Annotated in this window: 16 protein-coding genes; 7 read left to right on the top strand and 9 right to left on the bottom strand. The window is 38.8% G+C overall.

All coding sequences use genetic code 11. The features are described from left to right. Positions 1-164 precede the first annotated feature (164 nt). The 6 genes from rsmG to ACGHCK_RS09735 all read right to left on the bottom strand — a co-directional run bounded on the left by rsmG (position 165) and on the right by ACGHCK_RS09735 (position 4,819). Entirely contained in the window at positions 165-878 is a 714-nt protein-coding gene (gene rsmG / locus ACGHCK_RS09760) for a 16S rRNA (guanine(527)-N(7))-methyltransferase RsmG (protein WP_251422226.1), read from the bottom strand. Further along, positions 878-1,837, bottom strand: coding sequence for a polyprenyl synthetase family protein (locus ACGHCK_RS09755; protein WP_251422229.1), 960 nt, complete (start codon positions 1,835-1,837; stop codon positions 878-880). Before ACGHCK_RS09755 ends, rsmG begins: the two co-directional genes overlap by 1 nt. Continuing rightward, positions 1,828-2,358, bottom strand: a complete 531-nt coding sequence (locus tag ACGHCK_RS09750; RefSeq protein WP_251422232.1) for a Gx transporter family protein — start codon at positions 2,356-2,358, stop codon at positions 1,828-1,830. Before ACGHCK_RS09750 ends, ACGHCK_RS09755 begins: the two co-directional genes overlap by 10 nt. Beyond that, positions 2,355-2,750 carry a NusG domain II-containing protein gene (locus ACGHCK_RS09745; RefSeq protein ID WP_251422234.1) on the bottom strand — a complete coding sequence of 132 codons (396 nt, stop codon included), beginning with the start codon at positions 2,748-2,750 and terminating at the stop codon, positions 2,355-2,357. The genes ACGHCK_RS09750 and ACGHCK_RS09745 overlap by 4 nt, the downstream gene beginning before the upstream one ends. Positions 2,751-2,847: 97 nt before the next feature. After that, positions 2,848-3,774 carry a UTP--glucose-1-phosphate uridylyltransferase GalU gene (galU, locus tag ACGHCK_RS09740; protein WP_271328271.1) on the bottom strand — a complete coding sequence of 309 codons (927 nt, stop codon included), beginning with the start codon at positions 3,772-3,774 and terminating at the stop codon, positions 2,848-2,850. A gap of 25 nt (positions 3,775-3,799) precedes the next feature. Next, positions 3,800-4,819, bottom strand: a complete 1,020-nt coding sequence (locus ACGHCK_RS09735; protein WP_202230976.1) for an NAD(P)H-dependent glycerol-3-phosphate dehydrogenase — start codon at positions 4,817-4,819, stop codon at positions 3,800-3,802. 313 nt (positions 4,820-5,132) lie between these two features. Here ACGHCK_RS09735 and ACGHCK_RS09730 point away from each other — a divergent pair, with 313 nt between their 5' ends. The 7 genes from ACGHCK_RS09730 to ACGHCK_RS09700 all read left to right on the top strand — a co-directional run bounded on the left by ACGHCK_RS09730 (position 5,133) and on the right by ACGHCK_RS09700 (position 13,424). Next, positions 5,133-5,711: a 5-bromo-4-chloroindolyl phosphate hydrolysis family protein gene (locus ACGHCK_RS09730; protein WP_338147170.1), complete on the top strand. Its 579-nt coding sequence runs from the start codon at positions 5,133-5,135 to the stop codon at positions 5,709-5,711. Between the two features lie 9 nt (positions 5,712-5,720). Continuing rightward, entirely contained in the window at positions 5,721-6,887 is a 1,167-nt protein-coding gene (locus ACGHCK_RS09725; protein ID WP_202230978.1) for a toxic anion resistance protein, read from the top strand. Positions 6,888-6,988: 101 nt separating this feature from the next. After that, positions 6,989-8,140, top strand: a complete 1,152-nt coding sequence (nagA, locus tag ACGHCK_RS09720; protein WP_251422243.1) for an N-acetylglucosamine-6-phosphate deacetylase — start codon at positions 6,989-6,991, stop codon at positions 8,138-8,140. A gap of 254 nt (positions 8,141-8,394) precedes the next feature. Beyond that, a complete protein-coding gene (gene pfkA / locus ACGHCK_RS09715; RefSeq protein WP_202230980.1) occupies positions 8,395-9,423 on the top strand; it encodes a 6-phosphofructokinase in 1,029 nt (342 codons plus the stop codon). 107 nt (positions 9,424-9,530) lie between these two features. Beyond that, the gene (gene pyk, locus ACGHCK_RS09710; protein WP_202230981.1) at positions 9,531-11,039 is read left to right on the top strand and encodes a pyruvate kinase; all 1,509 of its coding nucleotides are present in this window, start codon (positions 9,531-9,533) and stop codon (positions 11,037-11,039) included. 256 nt (positions 11,040-11,295) lie between these two features. Continuing rightward, positions 11,296-12,279 (top strand): L-lactate dehydrogenase, encoded by a 984-nt coding sequence (locus tag ACGHCK_RS09705; protein WP_202230991.1) that lies wholly within the window; start codon positions 11,296-11,298, stop codon positions 12,277-12,279. Positions 12,280-12,395: 116 nt separating this feature from the next. Further along, positions 12,396-13,424, top strand: coding sequence for an Rgg family transcriptional regulator (locus ACGHCK_RS09700; RefSeq protein WP_271328272.1), 1,029 nt, complete (start codon positions 12,396-12,398; stop codon positions 13,422-13,424). A 511-nt stretch (positions 13,425-13,935) separates the two neighbouring features. On the opposite strand, the gene ACGHCK_RS09695 is transcribed toward ACGHCK_RS09700, so the two are convergent. The 3 genes from ACGHCK_RS09695 to ACGHCK_RS09685 are packed head-to-tail and all read right to left on the bottom strand — an operon-like array spanning position 13,936 to position 17,472. Beyond that, a complete protein-coding gene (locus tag ACGHCK_RS09695) occupies positions 13,936-14,889 on the bottom strand; it encodes an ABC transporter permease (RefSeq protein WP_202230983.1) in 954 nt (317 codons plus the stop codon). Next, positions 14,889-15,959: an ABC transporter permease gene (locus ACGHCK_RS09690; RefSeq protein WP_202230984.1), complete on the bottom strand. Its 1,071-nt coding sequence runs from the start codon at positions 15,957-15,959 to the stop codon at positions 14,889-14,891. Before ACGHCK_RS09690 ends, ACGHCK_RS09695 begins: the two co-directional genes overlap by 1 nt. Next, a complete protein-coding gene (locus ACGHCK_RS09685) occupies positions 15,943-17,472 on the bottom strand; it encodes an ABC transporter ATP-binding protein (protein WP_271328273.1) in 1,530 nt (509 codons plus the stop codon). The genes ACGHCK_RS09690 and ACGHCK_RS09685 overlap by 17 nt, the downstream gene beginning before the upstream one ends. Positions 17,473-17,721: the final 249 nt, after the last annotated feature.

The raw sequence follows: 17,721 nt of genomic DNA, 5'->3' as shown, positions 1-17,721 counted from the left end.
AATGAGTCATAGGAATCCTTAACTAAAGTGTTTGTGTGGTAACTACATTTTAGCGAATTACTATGGCTTTTCTTGTATAAAAAAAGGGCAGTAGATTTTAATCTACCACCACAGATTATACAGAACCGTTTTTATTCTTTCAGTATTTATATCAATACAGTTTATTAAAGTGGTTTTTTATTTGGAGTACCTGCTCTACGTGGGTACTTTTTGGGTGTTTCTTTTTTCTTTTCAATGATAGCAATATGGCGCTCATCACCGTTGGGAAGTTGGTAATCTATTTGCTCAATGAATTTACTGCCTAAAACAGCAATAGCGTTTTTAGCATCGTTAAGTTCTTCGTCAAACTTAGCAGCTTTAAGCGACAATAAGCGTCCGTTTTTCGTAAGGAAGGGAAGAGTAAGCTCAGAAAGCACGTTAAGTCGAGCAACTGCGCGTGCTGTCACGATATCAAACTGTCCACGGTAGTTGAGATTTTGTCCAAAGTCCTCAGCGCGACCGTGAAGTAGTGTAATATGTTCTAAACCCAGCTCATTAGTCAGAAGTAACAAGAAGTTAATTCTCTTGTTTAGGGAATCAATAATTGTAACTTGTAATTCGGGAAAAATAATCTTCATTGGCAAACTTGGGAAACCAGCTCCAGCTCCAATATCAAGGATTTTTTGCGGTTCATTCTGAATGAGCTTGTAGAGAATTGGAGCTACAGAATCATAAAAATGCTTGAGGAAAACTTCTTTTTTCTCCGTAATTGCTGTGAGGTTAATTTTCTCATTCCATTCAACGAGAAGCTCAAAATAGCGTTCAAACTGTCCTTTTTGCTTTTCACTTAAGAAAATATCAAAAGTTTCAAGTTGTGCGTAAAATTCTTCAGGGTTCATTATAAGTTCCGTTCCAAAAGTTTTCTTGTGATACTACTGAGATTATTGCGGGTTTCCCCCTCAGGCAGTTTATTGATTAGTCTGAGTGCTTTGTTTGTATAGTCTTTAGCCAAATCCTTGGTTTTAGTAAGTGCTCCAGATTCTTGAATAAAGGTGTAAACTTCATCAAATTGTTCATTCTGAACTAAAGCCTTAACATATTCGTGGTCTATTTCTAAGGCAAAGAGAACAGGGGCAGAAAAGATTCCCTGTTTAATGTCTTCGTGTACAGGTTTGCCTAGAGTCTCGCTATTACTAGCATAATCGAGATAATCATCCATAATTTGAAAGGCAATACCAATATCCATGCCGATATTATACGCGAGTTCGGATAAGTGGACCTGTTTCATAATGAGAGGAGCGATTGATGATGACATGGCAAAAAGTTCGCCAGTTTTTCCAGAAATATTTTGAATATAATCATCCATTGTTTGCTCAAAATCAAAATGTTTATTCAATTGTCCCAGTTCACCACCCAGCAATCTTTCAATGGAACCGATATTTTTTGTCAAATTGGGCAGATTAAAGGAATGTTTTGCCAAAAGTTTGAAAACAGCAACAAATAGATAGTCACCAGCATAAACAGCAATAGACGGATTGTACTTTTTAGATAAGGTCTCTACACCACGCCGTGTGTCTGCTTGATCTACAATATCATCATGGATAAGTGTGGCAGTATGTAGCATTTCGACACTGGCAGCCAAGGCAATTTTATGTTTATTATCCATAGTTGTAAAATCAGCAAACATCAATAAGTAAGCAGGGCGCAGCATTTTCCCGCCCGCATCAAAGAGATCAAAAATAGCCGACTTAATGTCTTCATTTTTGATGCCAACTTGTTGCTTCATTAACTTTTGAACTTTAATTAATGAGGCTCTTAATTTTGGATATTCTGACCAAATTGTATTTTTTACGTCCATTTTTTACTTTCTTTGATAAATAATAACTGAATTGGTTCTACCCGCTGAATAAGTTGATTCCCTCCGACACCAATAGCAAATCCTGCGAGAATCCCAAAAAAAGATAACCAAGGGAGATAGAGGAGCACGGTACTTGTTCCTGCTAAAAGTGAGGCAATGGCGAGTTGTCCTAGATTGTGAAAGAAACCACCGACAACAGAAATGCCAATGAGAGAAACTCGACGAGGACCTAACTGTTTCATAAGGTACATCGCTAAGAGACTTAAAATTGCTCCAGCGGTAGAGTAGATAAAAACAGAAAAACCAGTGAATAATGCTGTAATCAGTAACCGCAAAATTTGCATTGTCCAAACTTTACGCCAGTTTAGGGTAAATATTGCAATAATCATAACTAGGTTGGCCAAACCAACCTTTGCTCCAGGAGCAAAAGCGAAAAAAGAGGGGATCCAGCTCTCAAAAATTCCCATGACAACAGCGGCCGAGGTGAGTAGAGCCACATAGATATTTTCTTTTACATTCATCCGTTATAGTCTACTCCCGAATCTTGCTGTCCACTGACAACTTCGATGACCAAGTGATGGGGCAAGCAAACAATCGTTTCACCAACTTTTGCAATAAAACCACGTTGTACATCTATTTGGTCAGGACAAGAGGCCTTAATGACAGCAATGGCTCCGTCCTTTACTTGGATTTCATTATAATCTCCATCAGCAGAGTGATAGGTCCAGGTCTGGTTCTTGTTTAAATCAAAGGTTCGAATTACTTTTCCTTGAATGCGCAACTGAGCTTCTGCTCCAGTTGCCTTACTGGGTATAAGGAAGAAAACAGAAAATGAAGCGGCCAGTAAGGCAAGAATAATGACAATATCCAGAGTTTTAATCTTGGTTTCTTTGAAAAATTTCATCCTCTCCATGATAGCATAAATTAGACAAAATAAGAAGTTTGGAATAGTTTTGTTCAGCCAGATAAAAGGTTATAAAAAGCTGTCCTATTTCTCGGACAGCTTTACATCATTTTTCAGTTTTTGCTTCAGCTTTTGAAAGTTCTTTAGCTTTTGCGATGATATAATCTTGCAATTCATTCTTGATTTGTGGATGATTGAGCCCATACTCTATGGTAGTTTCGACAAAGCCAAACTTGTCTCCAACATCATAACGTTTACCTGTAAACTCATGCGCAAAGACCCTCTGGGTTTTGTTTAAAGTTTCAATGGCATCGGTCAATTGGATTTCATTTCCTGCACCAGGTTTCTGCTTTTCTAAAATTTGGAAAATCTCCGGAGTTAAAAGGTAACGACCGATGATAGCAAGATCAGAGGGAGCATCTTCAATAGCTGGTTTTTCAACAAATTCTGCTACATTATAGAGACCTTTAGAAACTTCACCTTCAGGAGCGATTACACCATATTTATCTACATCCTCGTGTGGAACTTTCATGACCGCAATTGTAGAAGCATGAGTTTTTTCATAATCTGCAATCAATTCTTTTGTTAAAGGTGTCCCGTCTCCCATGATATTCATAAGGTCATCACCAAGCATAACCACAAAAGGTTCATCACCAACAAATGCTTTTGCTTGAAGAACCGCATGTCCCAGTCCCATAGGATGACTTTGACGGATGAAATGGAGATTGATGTCAGTTGTTTCTTCCACGAGTTTTAGAAGTTCAGTTTTACCTTTTTCTTTAAGATTTTGCTCCAATTCGATATTCGAATCAAAATGGTCTTCAATGGGGCGCTTTGCTTTTCCGGTAACGATAAGAATATCTTCAATACCAGATTTTAGAGCCTCTTCAACAATAAATTGAATTGTTGGCTTATCAACAATAGGCAACATTTCTTTGGCAAGAGCCTTTGTTGCTGGAAGAAAGCGTGTCCCAAGCCCTGCTGCAGGAATAATTGCTTTTCTTACTTTTTGTTTTTGAACAGTTTTAGTCATTTTGAAAAAGTTTCTCCTTTTTAGTTTAAATGCTGAATTCGTTTTCAGCCCGTGTTTCACGTCTCATAATATCTAAGATACCTTCACGTGCGTCCAAATTTTCATAAAGAACTTTGTAAATTGTTTCTGTGATTGGCATATCAATGTTCATGCTCTGAGCAAGCTCGTAGGCAGCCTTGGTTGTTGATACCCCTTCAATCACCATTCCCATATTTTTTTCAATGTCCGGAAGCTTTTCACCGCGCCCAAGTGCATCACCAGCACGCCAGTTTCGCGAATGAATTGAAGTTCCAGTCACAATCAAGTCGCCTACACCAGATAAACCGCTGTAAGTGAGTGGTTGAGCTCCCATAGCGACTCCTAGACGTGTAATCTCGGCTAAACCTCGTGTGATGATTGCTGCTTTAGCATTATCACCAAAACCAAGACCATGCAAAGCACCAGCACCAACAGCAATAATATTTTTCAGAGCACCAGCAGTTTCTACACCAATAACATCAGTGTTGGTGTAAAGTCGGAAATAATCATTAGAAAAAATCTCTTGCGCATACTTAGCCGCTGTTAAATTGTTTGAAGCCGCGGAGATTAAAGTAATGTCACGTCGAATTGTTTCTTCGGCATGTGACGGACCAGAAACCACAACAATCTCACTTCGGTATTCTTCTGGAATTTCTTCTTCAAGTATTGAAGAAATACGTTTGTGAGTTCCTTGTTCGAGCCCTTTAGAGGCATGCATGACTGTCACTTTATGTTTGAGGACTTGGGCGACTTGCTGAGCAACCAAACGGGTTACTTTTGTTGGAACAACAAAGAGAAGAGCATCAACATCGGACAGGGCAGCCTCAAGGTCTGTGTAGGCTGAAATATTCTGATTCAAAGTGATTCCCTTGAAGTAACGTTCGTTGGTATGCTTTTCATTAATTTCAGTAATTTGGTCAACATTATTTCCCCAAATACGAACTTCATGCCCATTGTCATTAAGAACTTGTGAAAGAGCAGTTCCCCATGATCCAGGACCAAGCACGGCAATTTTTTGTGGATTCATACTTTTTCCTTTACTAGTTTATCGTGGCTACTCATAGCCCAAGACACTCTCATTTTACCACAATATGTATTAAAATTCACTGAAGACATGAAAGCCTTTTAAAAGCAGAATTAGAACTCATCACATATTAGCCCGGTAAAAAAGGGCATGTACTTGATTAAAATTTCTCAAACTAAGCTTATCCTTTGTTTGAAATCATACGAAAGTCTGAAAAGTTTTTCTCAGAATATGATAAAATTAAAGTATAGCCATTTGGCTGATGAAATAAGAAAAGAAAGCTTGTTATAACAGGAAACAAGAACGGAGGCTAAAAATGCATATGACAGGGATTATGATGAATGGAATGTCTGGGTTTATATGGGCAATTCTAGTTCTACTAGTAGCACTTTGGCTTATAAGCTTGCTAAGAAGGAAAAGCATAAAAAAGGATAAGCCACCGAAAAAGCCAGCACGTAAAGAAAATATCCAACGCTACCAAGAAGCAGGACTTTCTGAAAGTGACATCGAAATCTTTCGCGATACTTTAGCTGATGCCAAAGAGAATATTGAAAAATGGGAAGCAAACACTAAGAGAAGTGATGAGTTAGAAGTCGTTGATTCAGTAACAGGTGGTATTGAAGCAAGTAAACTCCTGTTCAAATATATTGTTCAGAATCCTACACAGTTAACGAAACAGAATGAATTTCTCTATAAAGACTTGCCAAATATGGTAAAATTAACCGAGAAGTATATTGAGATGCAAAAACAATCTGTAAAATCTCAAGAAATAAAGCGTGATATGGATGAAACATTGCTTTTGATTAAGACATTATCAGCCAATATTTCCAAAAATTACCATGATATTTTGATGGATGATGTGAATGTCATTAAACATGAAGTAAAGTTTGATTAAGGAGTAACAATGGAAAACCCTATTTTAGATGAATTAATTAATGATGATAAGGTTGTAAAAGAAGCAGAGGCTCTGTCGGAAAGTCAAAAGACAGAGTTGGTAGATATGCACCAAAGAGCCTCTCTACGTGCAATAGATGCATTGAGCCCAGAGGAACTAGCCAAGGCTAGAGAGCTAGCAAAGCAGTTGGATGAGAACAGCTCACAGTCAGTAATTGCTTATGGTGCAAATGCTCAAGATAAAATTTCGGCTTTTTCACAAAGTGTTTTAGACAAAGTTCAAGCACAAGATTTGGGGGAAGTCGGTGGTTCTTTGACTGACTTAATGTATAATTTACAGCAAGCTAATCCAAATGAACTTGTCGCTGAAAATAAAAGTGTTTTCCAGAGAATGTTTGGCAAGGTTAAAAAGTCAATTTTTGAAGTAACGCAAAAATATCAAAAAATCGGTGCCGGCATTGACAAAATTTCAGCAAAGCTAAATAATGAGCAACAGGGTTTGTTGCAAGACAATGAAATGCTTGACAAGCTTTATGATGAAAACCTAAATTACTTTAAGGCACTTAATGTGTACATTGCTGGTGCTGAACTCAAAATTGAAGAGCTTGAACAGGAGATTCTTCCAGCAGCACGACGAGAAGCGCAGGGAACAGGTGATGATGGTGCTCTCGCCGTTCAAAAGGTCAGTGATCTTGAAGCTTATAAAAATCGATTGGATAAGCGTGCACATGATTTACGCTTAGCTCGCCAATTGACGATTCAACAAGCACCGCAAATCCGCTTGATTCAAAATACGAATCAAGAGCTTGCGGAGAAAATTCAAACGTCAATCAATACTGCTATTCCACTTTGGAAAAATCAGGTTGCTATTGCCTTGACTTTGCTGAAGCAAAAGGATGCTTTGGCTAGTCAACGTATCGTCTCTGAAACAACAAATGATCTTCTTCGCAAGAACTCTGAAATGCTTAAGTCTTCAACTATCGAAGCAGCAGAAGAAAATGAACGTGGTCTTATTGATGTTGAAACGTTGAAAGTAACACAGCAAAATCTCATTGACACGATTCAAGAAACAATGCGTATACAGTCTGACGGACGCCAAAAACGTCAGCAGTCTGAGCAAGAGCTAATCAAGATGGAAGATGAGATTAAGCAAAAACTGCTAGAATTATCTAAATAAAGAACAATAAAAAAGTCGAGTATTGATATATACCAATTCTTGACTTTTTTATTGTTGAATGTTAGAATATTGGTGAATACAGGGCAGCGGAGGAGCAAGTTATGACCTATTATATTAAAGCAGACAAATTTTTCTATCCTTATGAAGTGAAGACAGGCGGTTTCTTATCAATCAATAATGGTAAATTTGGACAATGGACAGCGGAGGCGCCAGCAGGGGCAGAAATTTTAGATTGTTCAGGACAAGTCATTGCTCCAGGACTGGTGGATACACATATTCATGGTTTTGGGGGAGCAGATACTAATGATCGTAAGATTGAGGGCATCATCAAAACTATGAGCGAGGGCCTGCTTGCTGCAGGTGTTACAAGCTTTTTCCCAACTGCTGTAACTGCTAGTCATGAAGAATTGTTGGAAATTGCAGAGGAAATCGGGTCAAATGCCGACAAGGCAGTAGGTGCTAAAATTCGTGGTCTTTTCTTTGAAGGCCCATACTTTACCGAGGAATTTAAGGGCGCCCAAAATCCTAAATATATGCGTGATCCTTCATATGACGAACTTGCACAATATGATGCAGCAGCAAAAGGACTTCCGATTAAGATTGGCATTGCACCAGAACGTGAAGGCTCCACTGCATTTGTTAAAGAGGCAGTGGGACATGGTTTCACTGTCGCACTTGGTCACTCCAATGCAACTTACGCTGATGCAGTGGCAGCAGTCCAAGCTGGTGCAACGATGTGGGTTCATGCCTTTAATGGTATGCGAGGGCTCAATCATCGTGAGCCGGGTATGGTTGGTGCGGTATTCAACTTATCCAATACCTATGCAGAACTTATTTGCGATGGTTTCCATGTGCGTCCAGAAGCTTGTCAAATTTTGATGCGTGAAAAAGGCACGGATCATGTCGTACTGATTACTGATTCAATGCGTGCAGCAGGGCTGAGTGATGGAGAATACTACCTTGGTGAGTTTCCAGTTATTGTTAAAGATGGGGCTGCACGTTTGAAAGAAGGCGGTAATCTTGCAGGCTCCATCCTGCTTCTCAAAGATGCAGTAAAAAATGTTGCAGACTGGCAAATTGCGACACCAGCTGAAGCGATTAAAATGGCTTCCTTAAACGCTGCGAAGTCTGTAAAAATTGATAACCTATGTGGTCAAATCAAAGAAGGCTTGGATGCAGACTTTATCGTTCTTGATGAACATCTTGAACTTGTTGCAACTTACCTTGATGGTGTGAAACGTTATCAAGCTTAATATTACAGAAGAAAAAGTTGTCCATAAGGGCAACTTTTTTCTACTCAATGGTCTAGAAAATAGACTTTTGAACAGTAGGTGTTTTTTGTGAATTGAAAACCATTACATTTAGGAAAGTGTAAATAAAAACGCTATCATAGCGTTTTAAAGAGATTTTTTTTTCATATCGTGATATAATAAACATGAAACAAAAATTGAACTTTAAATTTGCTTTTGCAAATTAAGTATCAGATATGATGGAGGAAAAAACTTTAATGAAACGCATTGCAGTTTTGACTTCTGGTGGTGATGCACCAGGTATGAACGCAGCCATTCGTGCTGTTGTTCGTAAAGCGATTTCTGAAGATATCGAAGTTTACGGTATCAACCACGGCTATGCAGGGATGGTAGCAGGCGATATTTTCCCACTGACATCAGCAAGTGTTGGTGATAAAGTTGGACGTGGTGGTACTTTCTTGTATTCAGCGCGTTTCCCAGAGTTTGCTCAACTTGAAGGGCAGCTTGCGGGTATTGAACAACTCAAGAAACATGGCATTGAAGGTGTCGTTGTTATTGGTGGTGACGGTTCTTATCATGGTGCTATGCGTTTAACTGAACATGGCTTTCCTGCAGTAGGACTTCCTGGTACTATTGATAACGACATCGTGGGTACAGACTTTACTATTGGGTTTGATACGGCTGTGTCAACAGTTGTCGATGCCATTGACAAAATTCGTGATACGTCATCATCTCATCACCGTACTTTTGTCGTTGAAGTTATGGGGCGTAATGCTGGAGATATCGCCCTTTGGTCTGGTATAGCGGCAGGGGCTGATGATATTGCAATCCCTGAAAAAGAATTCAAATTTGAAAGCATTGTTCGTAACATCAAGTCAGGTTATGCAAAAGGAAAAAATCACCATATCATCGTTGTTGCCGAAGGCGTTATGTCGGGTGAAGAATTTGCCATGAAACTCAAAGCTGCTGGCGATGACTCTGATCTTCGTGTCTCTGTGCTTGGTCACATTCAACGTGGTGGTTCACCCACACCGCGAGATCGCGTCCTCGCATCACGTATGGGTGCGCGTGCGGTTGAACTACTTCGTGACGGCATCGGTGGGGTTGCTGTCGGCATTCGTAATGAAAAACTTGTCGAAAGTCCAATCCTTGGTACTGCAGAAGAAGGTGCACTTTTCAGTCTGACAGAAGAAGGTAAAATCGTTGTTAACAATCCACATAAAGCTGGATTGGAGCTCTATCGTTTAAACGCTGATTTAAACAACCTTGACATCAAATTTAATTAAGTTATTATTTATCATCTTATCTAGATATTTTCGGGTTATCTAAACCATAAGGTACTCACATTTTACTAGGTAAGGAGTATATTTATAAAATAGGAGAATGACTCAAAATGAACAAACGTGTAAAAATTGTCTCAACACTTGGACCTGCGGTAGAAACTCGTGGCGGTAAAAAATTCGGAGAAAAAGGATACTGGGCAGAAGAGCTTGATGTTGAAACATCAGCACAAACAATTGCGGATTTAATCAATGAAGGTGCGGATGTTTTCCGTTTCAACTTCTCACACGGTGACCACGCTGAACAAGCAGCACGTATGGCAACTGTGCTTCGTGCAGAAGAAATTGCTGGTCGTAAAGTTGGATTCCTGCTTGATACAAAAGGGCCTGAAATGCGTACTGAAGTATTCGAAGATGGTGCAGATGAATACAAATATGTTACTGGTGATAAATTCCGTGTTTCTACAAAACAAGGTTTGAAATCAACACGTGATAATATTGCTTTGAATGTTGCTGGCGGACTCGACATCTTTGACGATGTTGAGGTAGGTCAAACAATCCTTATCGACGATGGAAAATTGGGACTTACAGTAGCTGCTAAAGACGTTGAAGCACGTGAATTTGATGTTGTAGCACAAAATGATGGTGCGATTGGTAAACAAAAAGGTGTGAATATCCCTAACACTACAATTCCGTTCCCAGCACTTGCAGAACGTGATAATGACGATATTCGTTTTGGTCTTTCACAACCAAACGGTTTGAACTTTATCGCTATTTCCTTTGTGCGTACTGCTAAAGACGTTAACGAAGTACGTGCCATCCTTGAAGAAACTGGAAATACACACGTTCAACTTTTGGCTAAGATTGAAAATCAGCAAGGTATTGATAACCTTGATGAAATCATAGATGCAGCTGATGGTATCATGATTGCTCGTGGTGATATGGGTATTGAAGTACCATTCGAAATGGTTCCTGTGTTCCAAAAAGAAATCATCCGTAAAGTGAACCAAGCAGGTAAAGTCGTTGTTACAGCGACAAACATGCTTGAATCTATGACTGAAAAACCACGTGCTACACGTTCTGAAATCTCTGACGTCTTTAACGCAGTTATTGACGGTACAGATGCAACGATGCTTTCAGGTGAATCTGCTAATGGTAAATATCCACGTGAATCAGTTCGTACAATGGCTACAGTTAACAAAAATGCTCAAACATTGTTGAAAGAATACGGACGCCTTCACCCAGAAAACTGTGATAAAGATTCAGTAACAGAGGTTGTTGCTTCAGCAGTTAAAAATGCTGCAGAATCAATGGAAGTGAAACTTATTGTTGCTTTGACTGAGTCAGGTGCTACTGCACGTTTGATTTCTAAATATCGTCCAGAGGCCGACATTTTGGCAATCACCTTTGACGAAAAAGTCGAGCGTGGACTTATGATCAACTGGGGTGTTATCCCAATGCTTATGGATAAACCAGATTCAACAGATGATATGTTTGAAGTAGCTGAGAGAGCTGCACTGGCTTCTGGTCTAGTAGAGTCAGGTGATAATATCGTTATTGTTGCTGGTGTACCGGTTGGTTCAGGCCGTACAAATACCATGCGTATCCGTACAATCAAATAATTTTTAAGAGTTTATTCTAAGATTAATCGCCTGTAAAAGGCGTTTTTTCATATAATAAAAAGATAATAAAAAGATGCTGCTGCCCATAGAAAAACAAAAATATACTTTATTTTGCAGCCAAAAACTTCAGCTATTTACGATAATTAAAATGTAAGCGTTACAATGTGATATATATCACTTTCTAATGTGACAGGATTGTGAAAAAATGCTATAATAGTACAGTAAACATTATTATTGCATTCAGGAAAGGAATGAAATTATTATGACTAAACAACATAAAAAAGTTATCCTCGTTGGTGATGGTGCCGTAGGTTCAAGCTATGCTTTTTCACTTGTAAACCAAGGAATTGCGCAAGAATTGGGTATCGTAGATATTTTCAAAGAAAAAACACAAGGTGATGCAGAAGACCTTTCACACGCACTTGCGTTTACTTCTCCTAAAAAAATCTACTCTGCGGATTATTCAGATGCCCATGATGCTGACTTGGTTGTGTTGACTTCTGGTGCTCCACAAAAACCAGGTGAAACGCGTTTAGATCTCGTTGAGAAAAACTTGCGTATCACTAAACAAGTGGTTACTGAGATTGTGGCTTCTGGCTTTGATGGTATCTTCCTTGTTGCTGCTAACCCTGTTGATATTTTGACTTATGCAACATGGAAATTCTCTGGTTTCCCTAAAGAACGCGTCATTGGTTCAGGAACATCACTTGACTCTGCGCGTTTCCGCCAAGCCTTGGCAGAAAAACTTGATATTGATGCTCGTTCAGTTCATGCTTATATCATGGGTGAGCACGGAGATTCAGAGTTTGCTGTATGGTCACATGCTAACGTTGCTGGTGTTAATCTTGAAGAATTCCTTAAAGACAGTCGAGGAGTCAAAGAAGAAGAACTGGTTGAACTTTTCGAATCAGTTCGAGATGCTGCCTACTCTATCATTGAGAAAAAAGGTGCAACTTTCTATGGTATCGCTGTAGCTTTAGCACGTATCACTAAAGCTATCCTTGACAATGAAAATGCTGTATTGCCACTCTCAACTTTCCAAGAGGGGCAATATGAAGGCGTTGAAGATCTTTACATTGGTCAACCAGCTATCGTTGGTGATAAAGGTATCGTTCGCCCAGTAAACATCCCATTGAACGACGCTGAATTGCAAAAAATGCAAGCTTCAGCTAAACAGCTTAAAGAAATTTTGGACGAAGCTTTCTCTAAAGAAGAATTTGCATCAGCTGCTAAAAATTAGTATTTATCGAAAAAATGCTCAGTATTTGGGTGTTTTTTTGTTATTTTTATCAATTTTTTGCGTATTAAAGTATAGGAAAGTAAAAATGTATGGAAAGAGATAGAAATATAAGATAAATGACTGCTATGAATTATGGAGAAATTTTCCAGAGAATAAGAAAAGCGAGAAAGGTATCCTTAAAGGAAATGGAAGATATTGTACCTCGGAGGACTTTGACAAGGTATGAAAAAGGAGAAACTGATTTTCCCATATCTAAGTTGGAAGCATTATTGCAGAGGTTAGATTTTAGTTTAGATGATTTTTATCATGCAACACTTGATAAAAAAATATATCCAAGGTATGGAAAAGTATTCAAGAGATTAAGAGAGCAAAGAGGCTTTTCCCTCCAAGATTTTTCAGATATTCCAGTGACAAGCCATCAGATTAAACTATTTGAGGCAAGTATAATCATGTTGGGGTTTGACATGATATATGCCATGTTGCAAGAGATGGATATTAGTCTACAAGATTATAGTTTTTTGCTCAATAAGGGAGCAGAAGAGCCTTTTGGCGCTTTGCTTCAAGAAATTGATTGTGCATATTATAAGGGAGATAAGGCTGTTCTCCAAAAATTTTATCTTGAAACGAAAGAATGTAGGAGATTTTTGCTTTTATCCCTGAGTGTCAAAGTGCTTTTAGAGGAGATTTCTTGTGAGGAGATTAGGGAACTGGAGGGTTTCTTCATGACAGTAGATTTATGGACAAATTACGAACTCTTTGTTTTTCAGCATACCGCATATCTCTTGAGTTCAAGTAATCTAAAACTGATATGTACAGATATTCTAAGTTTAAAATATTTCTTTGAGGATCGCTTTTTTTGTCAACGACGATTAGCACTAGCTGGACTGAAAATTGCACTGTCTCGAATAAAAAGAAAAAAATCTATAGCAGCAAGATATTTTTTAGATTTTTCCAAGGAGTTTTTACAGGAGTCGGATGAGCTAACTAAGACGACCTATCATTTTGTAGAAAGTTTATATAGCTATAGAGAAACAGGAGAAGAAAAATACAAACTGATAATGCAGGAGGTCTGTGACATGTCCCTTAAGCAAAATGGACTTATGAAAGAGTGGTATCAGGAAAATTATGAAAAATTGATAAAATAGGACATATTTGGCATAATTTAATTTTTCGCCTAAATCTTAGGGTATAATACATTTGTAAGGGATTTTTTTACAGAAAATATTAATTTATAAAGGAGGTTGAGTTGTAAAATATAGAAGAACATAAAAAGAAAGGTATTTATGAAAAAAATAATCATAGAGTTAAGTGGTATACTAGCCTTATGTTCAGCCTTTTTACCATTTTGTAGTGTCAATGGCTATGCAGAAAGGGTATCAATAGAACCTCTTCATATAGTTTCTTGGACAGGATGGGTCCGAGTAAGGCTAGATAATTCGAATAGAATAGTGGTTTATAATAATTGATCCTAGTCAGCATTATCTTTATAGTAACACTTGTTTTAATCATCACACTTGTTTATTTCCTCAAAAAACTTATTTCAAAAATAAATAAGTAACCATCCAGAATGATGAGATAAATGAAGAGGCTGTAGAAAACTCCGTAGTCTTACAAGAATACAAAAAAAGCATTTCAGACTTGAAATGCTTTTTTGTCTTATTTTGTTTTGATATAGTTGACACCATCAGCTTTAGGGGCAACAGCTTTTCCAAGGAAGGCAGCAAGAACGATGATAGTTACAACGTATGGCGCCATCTGAAGGAAAGCAGAAGGTATTTCTTTAATAACAGGGATTTGTCCACCTACTACAGCCAGTGATGTTGAGAGGCCGAAGAGAAGAGAGGCAAGCATTGCTCCAATAGGATTCCACTTACCAAAAATCATCGCTGCTAATGAGATAAAGCCTTGCCCAGCAATAGTCGCTACAGAGAAGTTTCCTGAGATAGACTGTGCGTAGATAGCCCCACCGATACCACCGAGGATACCAGAGATGATTACGCCAGAGTAACGCATAAGGTAGACATTAATACCTAAGGTATCTGCTGCTTGGGGATTTTCACCTACAGAGCGAAGGCGGAGACCGAATTTTGTTTTAAAGAGAATATACCAAGAAAGAAAGGCAACAAGAATTGCAATGAAACCTGGTAGTGAAGTTTGTGAGAAAAATATTTGTCCAATCACTGGAATTTTCGATAGGAGGGGGAAATTCCAGTAACCGATTTGGTTGCTGATGTTGACTTGACCTGCGTGGTAGAAGGTTTGAATCAAGAAAACGCCAAGTGCAGGTGCCATCAAGTTAAGGACAGTACCAGACACGATATGATCGGCACGGAAGTTAATCGTCGCAACAGCATGGATGAGAGAGAAAATACCACCAACAAATGCTCCAAAGAGAATACCCAACCAAGGTGTGAGATCGCCGAAGCTTTCACTGAGAGCGAGGTTAAAGACAACAGAACTGAATGCCCCCATTGTCATAATTCCTTCTAACCCGACGTTGACAATACCGCCACGTTCGGAGAAAACGCCACCAATACTTGTGAAAATTAAGGGTGTTGAGTAAATGAGCATATTTGCAACTATAATTTGTAGTGTATCCACAATATTCATTATGCTTTTTCTCCTTTCTTCTTAACATTTGGGAGAACCTTTTCGATAATAAATTTAACGGCGATAAAGAAGATGATTGTAGCTGTCACGATTTGTACAATTTGTGGTGGAATATTATCAATATTACTCATGTTACCTGAACCTGTTTGAAGCATTGAGAATAAGAAAGCAGCAAACAGGATTCCTACTGGGTTTGTTTCGCCCAAGAGGGCAACAGCCATACCGTTGAAACCAATATCAAGTGTTACTGACTGAGTCACGAAGTTTTGCATATATCCGAAACCGTAAACGACACCACCAAGACCTGAGAGAGCACCAGCTACTATCATAGACATGATGATGGTACGTTTGGCTGAAATTCCTGCATATTCAGAAGCATCTGGGTTTAATCCCACTGCCTTGATTTCGAAACCAAGTGTTGTTTTTGAAAGGACAATAGCCATAATAATCAGAACGATTAGGGCAATGAAGAGCCCAATGTTCAAGGTAGAATTATTAGTTAAATCAGACAGCCAGGCTGTACGGAAGGAAGCATTTGAACTGATTAATTGTGTTTGGTCACTTGAGTTTGGCATCATAATCTTTGAACTAAAGACATCATGAATCAAGAATGTTGACATGAAGAGGATGACATAGTTAAGCATGATTGTAGTGATAACTTCTGACGTCCCGAGAAAAGCGCGCAAGATACCAGGAATAGCACCCATGAGCGCACCAAAGAACATTCCGATAATGATTACTAAAGGAAGCATTATCGGTTTTGGGATATCAGGGAAGCTTAAAGCGAACCACATGGACATAATCCAACCAGCGAGAGCTTGGCCGGACATACCAATGTTGAAGAGCCCAGCCTTCATACCTACTGAAAAACCTAAGGCACAAAGGATTAAAGGTCCCATTGTTTGAAGTGTTTCACCAATAGCACGTGGCGTACCAAAGGCACCGATAATTAAATCTTCGTAACCATAAATGGGATTAAATCCGAAGAGGAGCATGATGATTGCACCAATCGCAAAACCCGAAAGAACGGCAATGACAGGCACAAGAATTTTTTTAGTTTTGCTGTTCATTAATATTACCTCCGACCATAAGAATTCCTAGCTCTTGTTTGCTTGTGGTTTCAGGATTTACAATCCCTTGGATTTGTCCGTCATGAATTACAGCAATACGGTCAGAAACGTTAAGGATTTCATCGAGTTCAAAAGAAACAACGAGAACTGCTTTACCTTCATCACGTGCTTGAATCAAGCGCTTGTGGATGTATTCGATGGCACCAACATCAAGTCCACGCGTTGGTTGAGCGACAATGAGTAAATCAGGATTACGGTCAATTTCACGCGCAATAACAGCTTTTTGCTGGTTTCCTCCTGAGAGTGATTTGAAAGGAATGAGCTCGCTAGCACCACGAACGTCAAATTCTTCCATGAGTTCACGGGCCTTGGCGTTGATTTTGTTGTAGTCGAGGAAACCGTATTTACTTAATGGGGCTTTATAGTAAGTTTGAAGAGCAATGTTTTCTGCAACAGTCATTTCAAGGATAGCACCATCACGATGACGGTCTTCGGGAACATGTCCAACAGAATCTTCGATAATTTTACGTGGCTTATGCGTTGTGATATCTTTTCCTTTGAGTTTAACAGAACCAGAGTCAATTTTCATTAAACCTGTGATTGCTTTGACTAATTCGGTTTGACCATTTCCGTCAATACCTGCAAGTCCGACGATTTCACCAGCACGTACATCTAGAGAAAGGCCCTTAACAGCAAAAGAGCCACGTTTTTCTTTAACGGAGATGTTGTCTATGGAAAGCACGATATCCTGGGGATTTGCAGCTTCTTTCTCTGTTTTGAACGAAACAGAACGGCCTACCATCATTTCAGCAAGTTCTTTGTTTGACTTGTCACCAAGCTCAACAGTTTCAATAGAAACACCACGACGAATAACGGTAATACGGTCTGCTACAGCACGAATCTCATCAAGCTTGTGTGTGATAAGGATAATAGACTTACCTTCCTTAACCAAGTTACGCATGATAGACATGAGTTCAGTGATTTCAGATGGGGTCAACACGGCTGTGGGCTCATCAAAAATTAAGATATCTGCGCCACGATAAAGTGTTTTCAGTATCTCTACGCGTTGCTGTTGTCCGACAGATATATCGCGAACAAGCGCATCTGGTTCGACAGCAAGTCCATAACGTTTAGACAATTCAACAATCTTGTTTCGAGCTGTTTTTAGGTCAAGGCTTAAACCTTTTGTTACTTCACTTCCCAGCATGATGTTTTCAGTAACGGTAAAGGCATCAATCAGCATAAAGTGTTGATGCACCATACCGATACCAAGCTGTGAAGCTTTTGTCGGGGAGTCTATTTGCTCAAGTTTGCCGTTAACATGAATCTCACCTTCTGTAGGTTCCAGAAGACCAGAGAGCATGTTCATCAAAGTTGATTTACCGGCACCATTTTCGCCGAGCAAAGCATGAATTTTACCTTTTTTCAGCTCCAAGTTGATCTTGTCATTTGCGACAAAGTCACCAAACTTTTTGGTAACGTTAATCATTTGGATAACATTTTCGTTGGCCATGGCGGCTCCTTCTAAAAAATTTTATGGCATAATGACTAAAGTTAAAATTAAAAAGAGAAACTTACTGAAAGCCCCAATATAACTACACTTCAGACAAAATAATTACATTTTATTATAACAAATAAAAGGGCTTTTATAAAGAACTTTCTGTATCAAAGTATAAAATGCCTTCGCAAGATGTCAAAAATTTCCGTATTTCAAAGGAATTTTGACAATTTTTACAAACATACAAAAATATTGGAAAGGTAA

Origin of the sequence: Lactococcus muris, from assembly GCF_042849115.1 — a bacterium.
Classification (GTDB): domain Bacteria; phylum Bacillota; class Bacilli; order Lactobacillales; family Streptococcaceae; genus Lactococcus; species Lactococcus muris.
Note: the sequence above shows the minus strand (reverse complement) of the source record. Positions and strands in the feature narration are given on the sequence as shown.

What these genes read in the sequence shown, in the direction of transcription:
- nagA (WP_251422243.1), top strand. Translation starts at nt 6,989, where the DNA reads ATGACCTATTATATTAAAGCAGACAAATTTTTCTATCCTTATGAAGTG.
- galU (WP_271328271.1), bottom strand. Translation starts at nt 3,774, where the DNA reads ATGACTAAAACTGTTCAAAAACAAAAAGTAAGAAAAGCAATTATTCCT.
- ACGHCK_RS09745 (WP_251422234.1), bottom strand. Translation starts at nt 2,750, where the DNA reads ATGGAGAGGATGAAATTTTTCAAAGAAACCAAGATTAAAACTCTGGAT.
- rsmG (WP_251422226.1), bottom strand. Translation starts at nt 878, where the DNA reads ATGAACCCTGAAGAATTTTACGCACAACTTGAAACTTTTGATATTTTC.
- ACGHCK_RS09725 (WP_202230978.1), top strand. Translation starts at nt 5,721, where the DNA reads ATGGAAAACCCTATTTTAGATGAATTAATTAATGATGATAAGGTTGTA.
- ACGHCK_RS09755 (WP_251422229.1), bottom strand. Translation starts at nt 1,837, where the DNA reads ATGGACGTAAAAAATACAATTTGGTCAGAATATCCAAAATTAAGAGCC.
- ACGHCK_RS09700 (WP_271328272.1), top strand. Translation starts at nt 12,396, where the DNA reads ATGACTGCTATGAATTATGGAGAAATTTTCCAGAGAATAAGAAAAGCG.
- ACGHCK_RS09730 (WP_338147170.1), top strand. Translation starts at nt 5,133, where the DNA reads ATGCATATGACAGGGATTATGATGAATGGAATGTCTGGGTTTATATGG.
- ACGHCK_RS09695 (WP_202230983.1), bottom strand. Translation starts at nt 14,889, where the DNA reads ATGAATATTGTGGATACACTACAAATTATAGTTGCAAATATGCTCATT.
- ACGHCK_RS09735 (WP_202230976.1), bottom strand. Translation starts at nt 4,819, where the DNA reads ATGAATCCACAAAAAATTGCCGTGCTTGGTCCTGGATCATGGGGAACT.
- ACGHCK_RS09690 (WP_202230984.1), bottom strand. Translation starts at nt 15,959, where the DNA reads ATGAACAGCAAAACTAAAAAAATTCTTGTGCCTGTCATTGCCGTTCTT.
- pyk (WP_202230981.1), top strand. Translation starts at nt 9,531, where the DNA reads ATGAACAAACGTGTAAAAATTGTCTCAACACTTGGACCTGCGGTAGAA.
- pfkA (WP_202230980.1), top strand. Translation starts at nt 8,395, where the DNA reads ATGAAACGCATTGCAGTTTTGACTTCTGGTGGTGATGCACCAGGTATG.
- ACGHCK_RS09685 (WP_271328273.1), bottom strand. Translation starts at nt 17,472, where the DNA reads ATGGCCAACGAAAATGTTATCCAAATGATTAACGTTACCAAAAAGTTT.
- ACGHCK_RS09750 (WP_251422232.1), bottom strand. Translation starts at nt 2,358, where the DNA reads ATGAATGTAAAAGAAAATATCTATGTGGCTCTACTCACCTCGGCCGCT.